The organism is Oceanobacillus zhaokaii (assembly GCF_003352005.1).
GTDB lineage: Bacteria > Bacillota > Bacilli > Bacillales > Amphibacillaceae > Oceanobacillus > Oceanobacillus zhaokaii.
This window is the reverse complement of sequence record NZ_CP024848.1, coordinates 2,930,641-2,945,176: the sequence shown is the minus strand read 5'-3', so window position 1 is coordinate 2,945,176 and position 14,536 is coordinate 2,930,641. Positions and strand designations below refer to the sequence as shown.

Here is a 14,536-nt window from a genome sequence, read left to right as displayed (position 1 = left end):
AAAAAGAAAAATGGAGGCGACTGCAAAGACGGACGCATAAGAGTGGGACCGAAAAACGTGTGGTTTTCCACGTTTGGAGTGTCAATTACTTTTGGCGGAAGTCTTTAGGAGCCAGTGCTAGACAATAGTGAGGTGTTAAAAATGACAAAGCCGGAAACAATTATTAAGAAAATATGGGATAAACACGTAGTCCATCAAGAAGAGGGAAATCCAGATCTATTATATATCGATCAGCATCTAATCCATGAAGTGACGTCACCACAGGCGTTTGAAGGACTGCGTATGAACAAGCGGACTGTTCGCCGTCCAGATTTAACGTTTGCAACAATGGATCACAACGTGCCAACGAAGGATCGGGAAAATATTAAGGATGAAATTTCTAGAAAACAAATGGAAACCTTAAAGAAAAACTGTGAAGAATTTGGAATAAAGCTTGCAGATATGTTTCATCCTGACCAAGGTATCGTTCATGTGATTGGACCACAGCTTGGCTTAACCCAGCCTGGAAGAACAATTGTTTGCGGGGATAGTCATACATCAACACATGGTGCATTTGGTGCACTTGCGTTTGGTATTGGAACAAGTGAGGTTGAGCATGTTCTTGCGACACAAACAATTTGGCAAGAACAACCAAAGACAATGAATGTTCATGTTGAAGGAGATTTAGGACCGGGTGTTACCGCGAAGGATCTGATTCTTGCAATCATTGCCAAATTTGGTGTCAAATTCGGTACTGGGCATATTGTCGAATATACAGGTGATGCCATTCGTAAGCTTTCAATGGAAGGCCGTATGACGATTTGTAATATGTCGATTGAAGGTGGAGCAAGAGCAGGATTAATCAGCCCTGACCAAACGACGATTGATTTTCTTCGTGGTCGTGAATATGTACCACAAGGTGAAGCATATAATGAGATTGCAGAACAATGGCTTGCCCTTGCAACTGATGAAGGAGCAGAATATGATGCAACCTTAACAATCCAAGCAGCCGAAATTGAACCACAGGTATCATGGGGAACGAATCCAGCAATGTGCGTACCAATTAGTGGGGCAACACCGAGCTTAAGCGATGTGGAACATAAGGAAGATGTACAAAGAGCGCTAGATTATATGGGACTGGAAGAAAATCAACCCATTACATCAATCGAGATTGATCATGTTTTTATTGGCTCATGTACGAACTCCCGTCTTGGAGACTTAGAAAAAGCTGCAAGTATAGTAGAAGGAAAAAAAGTAAAAGAAGGAATAAAAGCGATTGTTGTTCCAGGATCATTCAGTGTAAAACTGCAAGCTGAAGAAGCAGGACTTGACAAAATCTTCTTAGAGGCAGGATTTGAATGGCGCAACTCTGGCTGTAGTATGTGTCTAGGTATGAATGACGATATTATCCCGCCTGGTGGAAGATGTGCATCCACATCAAACCGTAACTTCGAAGGAAGACAAGGAAATGGTGCACGTACCCATCTTGTTAGTCCGGAAATGGCAGCTGCGGCAGCAATAGAAGGACGATTCGTCGATGTACGTAAATTTGCAGGTGTATTGAATTAGGAGGGAATGAGATGGAAGCTATTAAACAACATCAAGGACTTGTTTTTCCTTTGAATCGTGCCAATATTGATACAGACCAAATCATCCCGAAGCAATTTCTTAAAAGAATTGAACGTACAGGTTTTGGACAATTTTTATTTTTTAATTGGCGTTTTGATGATGAAGGAAAAGAACGAGCAGACTTTGCATTAAATCAACCAAAATACGAGAATACTAGTGTACTCCTAGCAGGAGAGAACTTTGGCTGCGGTTCATCTAGGGAGCATGCACCATGGGCACTCTTGGATTATGGGTTTAAAGTAATTATTGCACCAAGCTTTGCTGACATCTTTTATAATAATTCTTTGAAAAATGGAATTATTCCTATTAAAATGGAAGAGACTCAGCTTAATAAATGGATGGAGCAAGCAGAAACTGGTAAACTAGTATTAAATATCAACCTGAAAGAACAGACTATTACGGATGAAGAGAAGCTTGTCGTATCTTTCGAAATTCCTGAGTATCATAAAGAGAAGCTTTTAAATGGTTGGGATGATATTGCATTGACTTTACAACATCAAGAAAAGATTGAACAATTTGAAAATGCGTTATAATATTCTTTTGTGAGATATTCATGAAATGAAAATAAATAAACAAGGAAGTGGCCTAATTGGGGATTGCTTAACCGGTGAGTTAGTACACAATGCGATGAAGCGCTTAGCGCCAATCGTCCATCGTACACCAATACTCACATCAGCGACAACAAATCAGTTACTTGGAAAACATGTCTATTTTAAAATGGAAAATCAACAGAAAACCGGTGCATTTAAGTTTCGGGGTGCAAGCTACAAATTAATGCAGCTTACTAAAGAGCAGTTAGCGAAAGGCGTCATCACTGCTTCAGCAGGAAATCATGCACAAGGAGTTGCACTTGCTTCAAGAAAATTAGGAGCAAAGGCGACGATATTTATGCCAGAAAATACACCATTAGCAAAAGTAGAAGCAACGAGAAACTATGGCGCAAAAGTCGTACTTACTGGTGAAAGTTTCCAAGAAGCATATACAGCGTCATTAGAAAAACAAATGGAAAGTGGTGCTACTTATATTCATCCTTTTGATGATCATCAGCTAATGGCTGGCCAAGGAACAATCGCGATGGAATTATTACGTCAGGAAGACCGGCTGGATACGATTATCGTTCCAATTGGTGGAGGTGGACTGATAAGTGGTATTGCAGTTGCAGCAAAATATGTAAATCGTAACATTAGGATCATCGGTGTTCAAGCAAGTGGTGCATCAGCTGCATATGATAGCTTCCATTCTAAAAAGAAAATGAAAACAAGTACTGTATCGACAATTGCTGAAGGCATTGCCGTTAAAGAGCCAGGAGAGCATACATTACCACTAATCTATAACTATGTGGATGATGTAGTAACTGTAACAGATGAAGAAATTGCGTCTGCTATTGTCTACATGCTCGAGCGAAATAAAACATTAGTAGAGGGTGCAGGAGCTGCAGCAACTGCCGCATTATTTGCACATAACGATCAAATTAACTCTCGTCATTGTGGCGTCATTGTGAGCGGAGGCAATTTGGATATTGGAATGATGGCAAGAATACAGCAGCTAGCTTCAGAAGATCGACATACAGAAAGAAAATCTCTAATTGCCCTATAAAATTACTGTAATAAATAACCTAGCATATAAATTAGCTAGGTTATTTATTTTGAGTATATTATTAGAGACTTTTCCTTTTAAAAAAATGATGAATTAGCAGATGATATTTGATATTAAGTACGAACTAATCTAGGAACATACTTTGCTTTCTGACCCACCGCTCTGGAAATACACTACGCGCACTTAGGCCGGCTGGTGCGTCTCCTCGTGGTGTCTCGTCCTGAGGTCTTTCCTCCCGCAGGAGTCTACGTGTATTTCCTCCGCTGGGACTGTGCGTTTACTATTGTTTATTTACTTCTTTCATAGGATAGAGTGGTATTTCACGCTCTCTTACGGCCGTTGATTGTCGCGAAGAGGCAGGACACTCCTTCGGAAATCAACGCTGCTCTTATGTCTTACTTTACCTAAAAATCGACAAATATTCTATTGGAGTTATTATTTTTCCCTATAATCGAAAATCTTTCTACAAAATACGCTAATATTTAATCAAAAGATGAGAAAATAATGGAATTTAGTGAGATAAATAACTATTTTTCTTACTTGGTGAAACGCCACCATCCCTTTATGCGCCTGTATTAAAGTTGCAAAAACGGCAATTTACTGATAATTAACATATAAAACTTTCAGAAAACATCTTGCTTTTCTGAAATTATTCACTTATAATTCTTTATAATATATTAAGATTAATTTACGAAACCATTTCAAGTGTAATATACAGTCATAAAATCACTATTTTTGTTAGTGGTTTGGATTATGTTCATTTTGGGGAATAGTTAAAGTTATAGATTTCTAGATTTTTTATAACTGGAATTATCGGAAAAATAAAATAAATATAAATATGCAGGGAAATAAATTTCATATACTATTTTTAACTTAAATTATTTGAAGATTATACCCAATGCTAATATTTAGACTTAAATAGAACGAATTGATAATCTTTAGCAAAAGGTCATCTAGACAGAGCAAATTAGTAACTAGGGGTGAGAGTTTTGAGTAATAAGCTACTGGAAATCAACAATTTAAAAACATCCTTCAGAATTGGTGATAACTATTACGCTGCAGTGGATGGTGTATCACTAACAGTAGATAAGAATGAAATCTTAGGAATTGTTGGTGAGTCTGGATCTGGAAAGAGTGCATTGGCATTTTCGATTATGGGCTTACATACAAGAGCTAAGATTGAAGGGAATATCTTATATAAGGGTCAAGATATTGCAAACATCGCACCATCGAAATTAAATAAATTACGTGGCGATGATTTAGCAATGATATTCCAAGATCCACTTACAGCACTAAATCCACTAATGACGATAGGCGATCAAATTGCCGAAGCGTTAATTTTACATAAACCAGAGATGTCACAGAAACAACGGAAAGAAAGGGTAATGGAATTAATCAATCTTGTACACATACCAAGACCAGAATATGTGTATGAACAGTTTCCGCATGAATTATCAGGAGGTATGAGGCAACGGATTGTTATTGCCATTGCAATTGCTAACCAACCAGATTTACTGATTGCAGATGAACCGACAACAGCATTAGATGTGACAATACAAGCGCAAATATTAGATTTAATTAGAGAACTGAAAAACGATTTGGACTCAGGGGTAATTTTAATTACACATGATTTAGGTGTAGTTGCAGAGATGGCAGATCGTGTTGCTGTCATGTATGCAGGACAAATTGTAGAAATCGCTGAAGTATATACATTGTTTGAAAATCCGTTACATCCATACACAAGATCACTGCTTAACTCCGTCCCTGCTGAAGGGCAGGACAAGCTCCATGTTATTCAGGGAGTTGTCCCGTCGTTACAAAAGCTCCCGCGTAAAGGCTGTCGATTTGCAGCCAGAATTCCCTGGATAGAAGCATCCGCACATGAAGAGAACCCGGAATTACATGAAGTAGAGCCTGGTCACTATGTGCGCTGTACTTGTTATAACCATTTTTACTTCCCAGATAAGAGCAAGGAGGCACAAGTACATGGCAATTCTTGAGGTTGAAGATTTAAAAGTATATTTTCCAATAAAAGCAGGGATTTTTAATCGAACAGTAGATTATATTAAAGCAGTTGATGGAGTTTCATTTTCGATAGAACAAGGGAGAACATATGGCCTTGTAGGAGAATCTGGATCGGGTAAATCAACAACAGGCAGAGCCGTGATTGGTCTGGAAAATATCTATTCCGGGAAGGTTTCGTTTAATGGCACGGATATAACGAAATTTGGACGGAAGAATAGTTTGTTAAGAAAAGATATTCAGATGATTTTCCAGGATCCATATTCGTCGCTTAATCCAAGAAAGCGAGTGGTGGATATCATTTCTGAACCACTTCGAAACTTTGAAAATCTATCAAGGCAAGAGGAGAAAAAGCGGGTTCAAGAGTTATTGGAAATCGTCGGGCTAAGTCCAGAAAGTATTTTAAAATATCCGCATGAATTCTCTGGAGGGCAAAGACAGCGGATTGGAATTGCCAGAGCAATTGCGTTAAAGCCGAAATTAATTATCGCGGATGAACCTGTATCAGCTCTTGATGTATCTGTTCAAGCGCAGGTGCTGAATTTTATGCAGGATATTCAGAAGGAACTGAATTTGACTTATCTTTTTATTAGTCACGATTTAGGTATTGTAAAACATATGTGTGATGATATCGCAATTATGTATAAAGGGCGGTATGTTGAGCAAGGAACGACTGCAGATATATTTAATAATCCGCAGCATATTTATACAAAGCGACTCGTTTCGGCGATTCCAGATATTAATCCGAGAAATAGGGAGAAACAATATCGTTTTCGCCAAGAGGTACAAAGAGAATATGCAAATTCCTATAATGACTATTTTGATAGTAATGGATTAGCATATGGATTACAGCCTGTATCAGATACTCATTTAGTAGCTTTGCCAGAGAGAGGGTGATGACCAGATGTGGAAATTTATCGTTAGACGTATTTTAATTACGATACCTCAAATCATTCTCCTTAGTGTTTTAATCTTTATGCTGGCACAAGCAATGCCTGGTGACGCACTTTCGGGTTTGGTTGATCCAAATGTCAGTCTAGAACAAAAGAATGCATTGAGAGAAAAGCTTGGATTAAATGATCCATGGTATCAAAAGTATGGGGAATGGGCATCGGGATTAGTGCAAGGTGATTTAGGACAATCCTTCCGTTTCAAAATGCCTGTATCAGAATTGATTGAGCAGCGGATGATCAATACATTTTGGTTATCACTTGCGACATTAATCATTACTTATATTATTGCAATTCCTTTAGGGATATTGAGTGGTCGATACAATGACTCGATTCTTGATTCATCGATTACTGGTTATACATATATCGGATTTGCAACGCCATTATTTATTTTTGGACTCGTGATGCTCTGGGTATTTGGATATCAACTGCAATGGTTCCCAACGAGTGGGAGTGTGACCCCTGGTCTGGAACCAGGAACATTTGAATATGTATTAAGCAAGGCACAGCATTTATTGCTGCCAGCCATCTCAATGGCATTAATACAAACTGTTTCAACGGTGCAATATTTGCGAAGTGAAATAGTGGATACAAAACAAAAAGAGTTTATTATTACAGCCAGAGCAAAAGGTGCTTCAGAATCTCGTGTCTATAATAAACATATTTTAAGAAACTCACTATTACCGATTGCGGCATTCTTTGGTTATGAAATTACATTTCTAATCGGGGGAACGGTTTTTGTTGAAATGATTTTTGGATTTCCAGGAATGGGACAGCTCTTCATTGAATCGATACTTTTACGCGATTATAGTGTTGTGAACGCTGTTGTATTAATATTCGGGATTGCAGCGATTCTAGGGGCACTTTTATCAGATATTATCTTGAGTCTCGTTGATCCACGTATCCGTATTAAATAAGAATCAAGCTATGTAGCTAGGAATGTATTAAATAATTCTACTACATAAGTGTAACTAAGGCTTTTACCGTAAGGCCCTGGTTAAACCCTAGTTTTCTAAACTTTGGAGTGATAAAAATGGAAGTAAACAATACAAATTTAGCGAATCAAATACAGGATCCTACGAAGAGTCCATCCGGTCTAAAAATCCTATGGAAAGAAATTGTCCGGGATAAGCTTGCACTCGTCTCATTAATACTCTTGATTCTCATTACGATGTTTGTATTCGGAATTTCGATGATATTAGATCAAGATGAAATTGTCAGGGTGGATTTGTTCGCAATCCATGAGCCCCCCTCAGAAGAATTTACCTTAGGGACAGATTATGGTGGTCGTGACATATTTGGCCAACTTATTATCGGGACGCGAAACTCGCTTTCCATTGGATTTTTAGTGACTGCGATCAGTGGCATATTCGGAATTGCCTTTGGATTGATTGCAGGATACTTCGGTGGATATACAGATAATGCGCTGATGCGTGTTCTTGACTTTTTCCAGGTTTTACCTTTCACAATGTTAGTCATTGTGTTTGTATCTATCGTACCTAATTATACGATATTGGCATTCTCTTTCATTATGGCAGCCTTTAACTGGATGGGAATAGCAAGATTAATCAGGTCAAAGGCACTGCAAGAGAAAGAACTGGATTATGTACAGGCGTCGAAAACGCTTGGTACATCGCATACGAAGATTATTTTTAGAGAAGTGATGCCGAATATTAGTTCTTTAATTATTGTAACGATGACATTGAATTTAGCAGCAAACATAGGAATTGAATCAGGACTCTCCTTCTTAGGATTTGGTTTTCCTGAAAGTACACCGAGTCTTGGTACACTATTAAGCTATGCGACAAACCCACAAACATTGGAATATAGATGGTGGATCTGGGTACCAGCTGCTGTTTTGATTTTAGTCATGATGTTAATGGTTCGAAATGTAGGTGAGGCATTAAGACGAGCAACGGATGCAAGACAGAGACGAGGTTAATATCTAGCAGGGATGGAGGATATTTTAAGGGGGTGATGGGCGGGAAGATTGATAATAAATTACAATGTTACTTCCATCAATATTTTATTATATTGGTGTTCAAGTATAGCAATCAGTCAAGGAATTTTTTGTGACTGATAAATAAAGGACAAAAAGGGGAGGTTACAAGAATGAAACAGACAAAGTGGCTTTTGGCTCTAATGCTTGCATTAGTTCTAGTATTAGCAGCATGTAGCAGCGGCGGAACTGATGAAGAGAAACCGGCTGATTCAGAGGATCCTGCTACAGACGAAGGTACAGATGAGGGTGCAGAGGAAGACGCTGACAAAGAAGACGCTGAAGAAAAGGCAGAAAGTGGAGATAATCTATATTCTATTGAGGACTTCAGCTCTGATAAGACAAATGAAGGGGAAGCGATCGATGGCGGCACACTAAACTATGGTTTAGTATCTGACACAGCTTTCGAAGGTATCCTTAACCCAGTATTTTATGAGGGTAATCCAGATTTTCACGTTATGAAATTCTTTGCAGAACCTGATGGTGATCTTTTAAGTATCGAGAATGATAACTTCACTTATACACAAGATGGTGCAGCAGAGTGGGAAGTTGATGAAGCTGGCACAACTTTCACAATTAAAATCCGTGATAATGTAAACTGGCATGATGGTGAACCAGTTAAAGCGGAGGACTTAGAATTCGCGTATGAAGTAATTGGCAGTCCAGATTATACTGGAATGCGTTACTATGCAGTTGAAAATGTTGTTGGTATAGAAGAATACAACGCAGGAGAAGCAGATAAAATCTCTGGTGTTGAAGTTGTCGATGAAAAGACAATCAAAATTACATTTACAGAACCAAATCCATCGTTGTTAGCTAGTGGAATTTGGACTGCGCCAATGCCAAAGCATATTTTCAAAGATATTCCAGTAGCAGAGATGGCTGAAAGTGATGCGGTTCGTGTGAACCCAATTGGTTTTGGACCATTTAAAGTGGAGCAAATTGTTCCAGGAGAATCTGTAACATACACAGCAAATGAAGATTATTGGAGAGGTGCTCCGAAGCTTGATGGGGTTACATTAAAAGTAATTCCACCTACAACAGTAGCAAATGCATTAGAAACTGGTGAAATTGACATAGCTGAACCATTCCCAACGGATCAGTATCCAGATGTTGCAGAAAAGCTGACGAATGTTGAATTCTTAGGACAACAAGAATTAGGATATACGTATATCGGCTTTAAATTAGGTAAATTTGATGCGGAAAAAGGTGAAAGTGTTACAGATCCAGACGCAAAAATGGCTGATGTAAACTTACGTAAGGCAATGTGGCATGCGGTGGACAATAATGCAGTAGGTGAAAAATTCTATAATGGTCTGCGTTGGCAGGCAACAACATTGATTATTCCACCATTCAAAGAGTATCACGATGCATCAATTGAAACACCAACATATGATCCAGAAGAAGCGAAGCGTATTTTAGATGAAGCTGGGTATGTTGATGTTGATGGTGATGGTCTTCGTGAAAATCCTGAGGGAGAAGAATTAGTGATTAATTTTGCTTCTATGTCAGGTGGAGATGTTGCAGAGCCAATGGCAAACTATTACGTTCAAGCATGGAAAGCTGTCGGACTGAATGTTCAATTACTAGGTGGAGGACTAATTGAATTTAACAGTTTCTACGATAAGCTTGAAGGCGATGACGATGAAGTTGATGTTTATCAAGGTGCATGGGGTACTGGTACGGACGTAGACCAAACAGGATTATACGGTCGTAATGCTGGTTATAACTATACACGATATACAAGTGAAAAGAATGATGAATTACTAGCAGCAGGTGCATCAGAAAAATCAATGGATCTTGCATATCGTCAAGATATTTATAAACAATGGCAAGAATTAATGGTTGAAGATATTCCTGTATTCCCAACGCTTTATCGTTCTGAATTAGTGCCGGTTAACAGCCGTGTAACAGACTTTTCGATTAAAACATCATGGGAGAATTGGCAAGAAGTTGGTTTAACGCAAGAAGAACCAGTACTTCCATAAGTTTAAGTATACTTCTATAGAAGGCTCGCTATTGGTGCGGGTCTTCTTTACGTTTGGCTGAATTTTAAAGGAGAGATGCATTTTTTAAGTGTTGAATGATCATTCGCAGGTAATGTAAAGTGCGAAACTAGTGATAATTTTTGTTTTCAGATTGGAGTGGTGTGTTTCTAATCACAAATCAGTCTCCGTCATTTGTTACAAATGAAATCGGGTGTTATTGTGTAAGCCACTCATTTACCGTTACTTTCTGACTTACCCAGCGGAAGAAATACACGAAGACTCCTTGAAAATAAAAAGCAATTTTCTTCGTGCGATGTAACGCTGCCGAAGCCTTCCTTGTCCTACGGGAAGAAGAGCCTAGGTGAGTCTATGAAGCGCGTAAGCGCGAGTAGGCTCACCAGCTCCCCGTGGAAAGCGAAGTATTCTGGAGCGACTTGCCTGAGAGTAGCCCGCATCCCAATTTATGTCGCATTTTATCTAAATACCGCTTAATAATAACAATAGAGATAATCACTTTTTTAGGCACCTTTCTAATCTGGGTATTATTTATCATCTGCTTTCCAACGATTAGTAATATAATAGAATAGACTAGTTGGTAAAATTTGTGAGCGAATATTACTGGGGGTCTATCATGACACAAAAGATTGCGATAGCGATTCTGCATGGAATGGGAACGCCAAAAGAGGATTTTGCAGAGGAGATAATGAAGCGAATTTCCAAGCGATTTGCCAAGAAGTTACCGTTTGAAAATGCAGAGAATGAATTAGTGTTCGAGCCTGTCTTTTGGTCTCAGATATTTGAACCAAAACAAACAGAATTATGGAGTAAAATGCAGCTTAGTGCCGACCTGGATTTTCCACGGTTAAGACGTTTTGTTATCGAATTTTTGGGTGATGCGATTGCATATCAACCAACAATGTTTGGGAACCAGAATTATGACAAAGTGCATGCATATGTTGCTGCTGCCATTAATCGTTTGCGAGAAAAAGCTGGACCAGATGCACCGCTTTGTGTGATCAGTCATAGCCTTGGTACGATTGTTGCAAGCAATTATTTCTATGATTTACAGTATAAACGGGAAAATAGAGGTGTGCAGACTCGGCGTCGGATGGATTATACACCAATCGAGCAGTGTGAAACCTTAACACTCTTCTATACATTAGGAAGCCCGATGGTGTTGTGGTCCTTACGATATACGGACTTTGGCTCACCAATCACTATTCCTTCACCAAAGATAAGCAATTTTTACCCAAATGTAAAAGGTGAGTGGCTCAATTTTTATGATAAGGATGACGTACTTGCTTATCCATTGAAAGGGATGAATGAAGCATATAACCAGGCAGTTACAAAAGACTTAGCCGTGAATGCAGGTGGAATCTTTACAAGCTGGAGTCCATTGTCGCATCGTGATTATGAGAGAGAGAACGAGGTAATTGATCCAATAGTCGATGGCTTGGTTAGAACTTGGAGGAGTATAAACGAATAGGATATAATAGAAGTAAGCGTTGCAATGGGAGGATAATCATGTTGAATGATATGGACAAGGCAAAAAAGCTTGCTGGAGAAGAAGCAGTACATTATGTGAAGAATGAAATGAAAGTAGGTCTTGGATCAGGTTCCACTGTATATTGGATGATCAGAAAGCTTGGAGAGCTTGTTCAGCAAGGTCTCGATATTGAAGGAATACCATCTTCTAATCAAACAGCACAATGGGCAAAGGACTTTGGAGTGCCATTGACAGATTTCTCAAAAGTAGCTCAGTTAGATATCACAATCGATGGCGCGGATGAAGTCGATCGAGATTTTCACTTGATAAAAGGTGGAGGAGGAGCACTTTTTAGGGAGAAAGTGATTGCGATGGCAGCCAAGGAATTAATTATCATCGTTGACAAGTCTAAATTAGTTCCACATTTAGGGAGTTATCCTTTACCTGTTGAAGTACTCCCATTTGGATGGGAAGTAACAGCAAAAAATATTGCTTTACTTGGAGCTCAGCCAATAATAAGAAAGAAAGATGAACAAATTTTCGTTTCTGATAATGGAAATTATATTTTAGACTGTTCCTTTGGAGAGATTAATGATCCGAAGAAGCTGCACAAACAATTGATACAACTTGTCGGCGTTGTTGAAACAGGATTATTCGTTAATATGGCGAATACAGTTATCGTTAGTAATGGAAGTGAAGTTGAAGTTATTACATCCTAAATAATAAATTTTAATTCTGGGAAAATTTGATAAAATTCGAGGAGTGACAGACACATGAGCTATTTTGCAGTATTTTCACCTATGTTAGATCAAGAGAAGAATGTTACATTTCGTCCGGACCATCTTGCTTATTTAAAAGAAAAAGCGGAGGAAGGCAAGGTATTCGCGAAGGGGCGGTTTACTGATGGAACTGGTGGATTAGTCATTTACATAGCTGAAAATCATGATGAGGTAGAAGCAATCGTGAAGAAAGATCCATATGTTGCTAGTGGAGCTAGGGGCTATGAGATCCATGAATGGGAAATGACGGTTGAAGCAAGTCCGATTGTGGATTGATAGAATACTGTTTCTTTTATACCATTTGCTAGATTAATTCCAAGGTTCATAGCATAACCGTCTCTATAGAAATTAAGAAAAATATGAAATTTTTAACATGCCATGTACATAGAGTGCATGGCATTTGCTTATGAAAAAATAGGTTTAAATACGTTGCTCCCAAGGGAACGTATTTTTGGTTGTTTAGAAAGTATAATTTATCTGCTTAAATTCAATTATAATGGATAAATAAATCAGGATTATCTACTGTTTGAGGAAGTATCGGGTTTGATATGATAAAATAGAATATCATAAAAAAAATCACTGTTGGCGAGCAAGAACTAAAATTCAATACATATTATAAAAAAGGTTTGTGAGAACAATGACACAGTGGAATATATTTATGGCGTTTTTCAGGTCCGGTATGCTTGGATTTGGTGGCGGTCCTGCTTCCATTCCGTTAATACAAAAAGAAGTAGTCGAAAAATACAACTGGATGACGGAGGAGGAATTCGGCGATATGCTGGCAATCGCTAATACCTTGCCTGGACCAATTGCTACAAAACTAGCTGGATATGTCGGCTACCGGATTTCTGGTTTTATTGGAATGTTAAATGCTGTAATTGCATCAATCTTTCCGACAATTCTATTAATGATATTCCTATTAACTTCACTTTCCACTTTCAAAGAATTTGATTGGGTTCGAGGTATGACTGCGGCTGTTGTTCCAGTAGTAGGAATGATGATGGCTGTGTTAACTTGGGGATTTGTGAAAAAGGCTGGAAAAGGATTTGGCTGGGAAAAGGCTTTTATCATTGGCGGTATTCTGTTTGTAGCACTGCAATTATTACATATTCACCCGGGAATAATCATTGCTGCACTTTTAATTATTGCCCTTACACTCAGTGATAAAACAAATGTCAGAAATAACAGTGAGGGTAAATCATGATCTATTGGCAATTATTTTTAGCTTCTTTTATTCCGGGAATATTAGGGTACGGTGGTGGGCCAGCGTCGATACCACTTGTTGAAAATGAAGTAGTAAAACGGTATGAATGGATGACTGTGCAAGAGTTTGGGGAAGTACTTGCGATTGCGAATTCCTTACCAGGTCCAATTGCACCGAAACTCGCGGGCTACATCGGCTATGAAGTCGGTGGTGTCTTCGGATCTATTATTAGTGTCTTTGCATCGGTTGCTCCTTCATTAATTCTCATGCTTTTACTCGGAAGTATATTGTATAAGTATAAAAATTCAGCAAAAGTACAGCGCTTAACATTATTTGTCCAACCGGTAATCGCGATATTACTAGGTGTAATGGCTTGGCAATTCTTTAAGGAATCATATGTTGGAATTGGTTTTTGGCAAACTATCTTGATAGCTGGGATAAGTTATTGGTTGATTGAAAAATGGAAAGTACATCCTGCTTTCGTGATATTTGCAGCAATTGTTTATGGTGGATTTATGTTGTAAAAAGTAAATTGATTAGTTGCACCTATGCAGTGCGTACTTTTTATTATTTCTAATCAGCCAAATGAAGTTGATGTTAAGTGCGTACTAACTTAGAATATCAAAAGCTCTTGGGTCAGTCGCTCCGAAAATACACTTCGCGCACCTTAGGGGGGGCTGGTGAGCCTTCTTGTGCTTTCGCACTTCGAAGTCTCACCGATGCCCTTCCTCCCGCAGGAGTCTACGTGTATTTTCTCCGCTGGGATTGTGCGAGTTAAATTAATTTTCGATCCCTTTAATAGATAGAGTCGCAATTACCTCTTTCATGGCTAGTGATTGTAGCGAGGGACAGGAGACACCTGGGGGAATAGCAATGGCTGATCCATCGGAAGCGGTCTTTGCTT

The 14,536-nt window shown here is 38.7% G+C and carries 13 protein-coding genes; all 13 read left to right on the top strand.

Going from position 1 to position 14,536, the window contains the following annotated elements; all coding sequences use genetic code 11:
• The first annotated feature begins 141 nt into the window (after positions 1–141).
• Positions 142–1,548 carry a 3-isopropylmalate dehydratase large subunit gene (gene leuC, locus CUC15_RS14900; RefSeq protein ID WP_114917419.1) on the top strand — a complete coding sequence of 469 codons (1,407 nt, stop codon included), beginning with the start codon at positions 142–144 and terminating at the stop codon, positions 1,546–1,548.
• 11 nt (positions 1,549–1,559) lie between these two features.
• Positions 1,560–2,141 carry a 3-isopropylmalate dehydratase small subunit gene (gene leuD / locus CUC15_RS14895; RefSeq protein ID WP_114917418.1) on the top strand — a complete coding sequence of 194 codons (582 nt, stop codon included), beginning with the start codon at positions 1,560–1,562 and terminating at the stop codon, positions 2,139–2,141.
• Between the two features lie 25 nt (positions 2,142–2,166).
• Complete coding sequence (gene ilvA, locus CUC15_RS14890) at positions 2,167–3,204, top strand: threonine ammonia-lyase (protein ID WP_205317610.1); 1,038 nt, start codon at positions 2,167–2,169, stop codon at positions 3,202–3,204.
• Positions 3,205–4,193: 989 nt separating this feature from the next.
• Positions 4,194–5,204, top strand: a complete 1,011-nt coding sequence (locus tag CUC15_RS14885; protein WP_114917417.1) for an ABC transporter ATP-binding protein — start codon at positions 4,194–4,196, stop codon at positions 5,202–5,204.
• Positions 5,191–6,123, top strand: coding sequence for an ABC transporter ATP-binding protein (locus CUC15_RS14880; protein ID WP_114917416.1), 933 nt, complete (start codon positions 5,191–5,193; stop codon positions 6,121–6,123). The genes CUC15_RS14885 and CUC15_RS14880 overlap by 14 nt, the downstream gene beginning before the upstream one ends.
• 7 nt (positions 6,124–6,130) lie before the next feature.
• Entirely contained in the window at positions 6,131–7,093 is a 963-nt protein-coding gene (opp4B, locus tag CUC15_RS14875) for an oligopeptide ABC transporter permease (RefSeq protein WP_114917415.1), read from the top strand.
• A 116-nt stretch (positions 7,094–7,209) separates the two neighbouring features.
• Positions 7,210–8,118 (top strand): ABC transporter permease, encoded by a 909-nt coding sequence (locus tag CUC15_RS14870; RefSeq protein ID WP_114917414.1) that lies wholly within the window; start codon positions 7,210–7,212, stop codon positions 8,116–8,118.
• Between the two features lie 170 nt (positions 8,119–8,288).
• Positions 8,289–10,163, top strand: a complete 1,875-nt coding sequence (gene opp4A / locus CUC15_RS14865; RefSeq protein ID WP_114917413.1) for an oligopeptide ABC transporter substrate-binding protein — start codon at positions 8,289–8,291, stop codon at positions 10,161–10,163.
• Between the two features lie 631 nt (positions 10,164–10,794).
• Positions 10,795–11,649, top strand: a complete 855-nt coding sequence (locus tag CUC15_RS14860; protein WP_114917412.1) for a chemotaxis protein — start codon at positions 10,795–10,797, stop codon at positions 11,647–11,649.
• A 38-nt stretch (positions 11,650–11,687) separates the two neighbouring features.
• Entirely contained in the window at positions 11,688–12,368 is a 681-nt protein-coding gene (gene rpiA / locus CUC15_RS14855) for a ribose-5-phosphate isomerase RpiA (protein ID WP_278309178.1), read from the top strand.
• A 54-nt stretch (positions 12,369–12,422) separates the two neighbouring features.
• Entirely contained in the window at positions 12,423–12,704 is a 282-nt protein-coding gene (locus CUC15_RS14850) for a YciI family protein (protein WP_114917411.1), read from the top strand.
• 361 nt (positions 12,705–13,065) lie between these two features.
• Positions 13,066–13,632, top strand: coding sequence for a chromate transporter (locus CUC15_RS14845; RefSeq protein ID WP_114917410.1), 567 nt, complete (start codon positions 13,066–13,068; stop codon positions 13,630–13,632).
• Positions 13,629–14,156, top strand: coding sequence for a chromate transporter (locus CUC15_RS14840; RefSeq protein WP_114917409.1), 528 nt, complete (start codon positions 13,629–13,631; stop codon positions 14,154–14,156). Before CUC15_RS14845 ends, CUC15_RS14840 begins: the two co-directional genes overlap by 4 nt.
• The last annotated feature ends 380 nt before the right edge of the window (positions 14,157–14,536 follow it).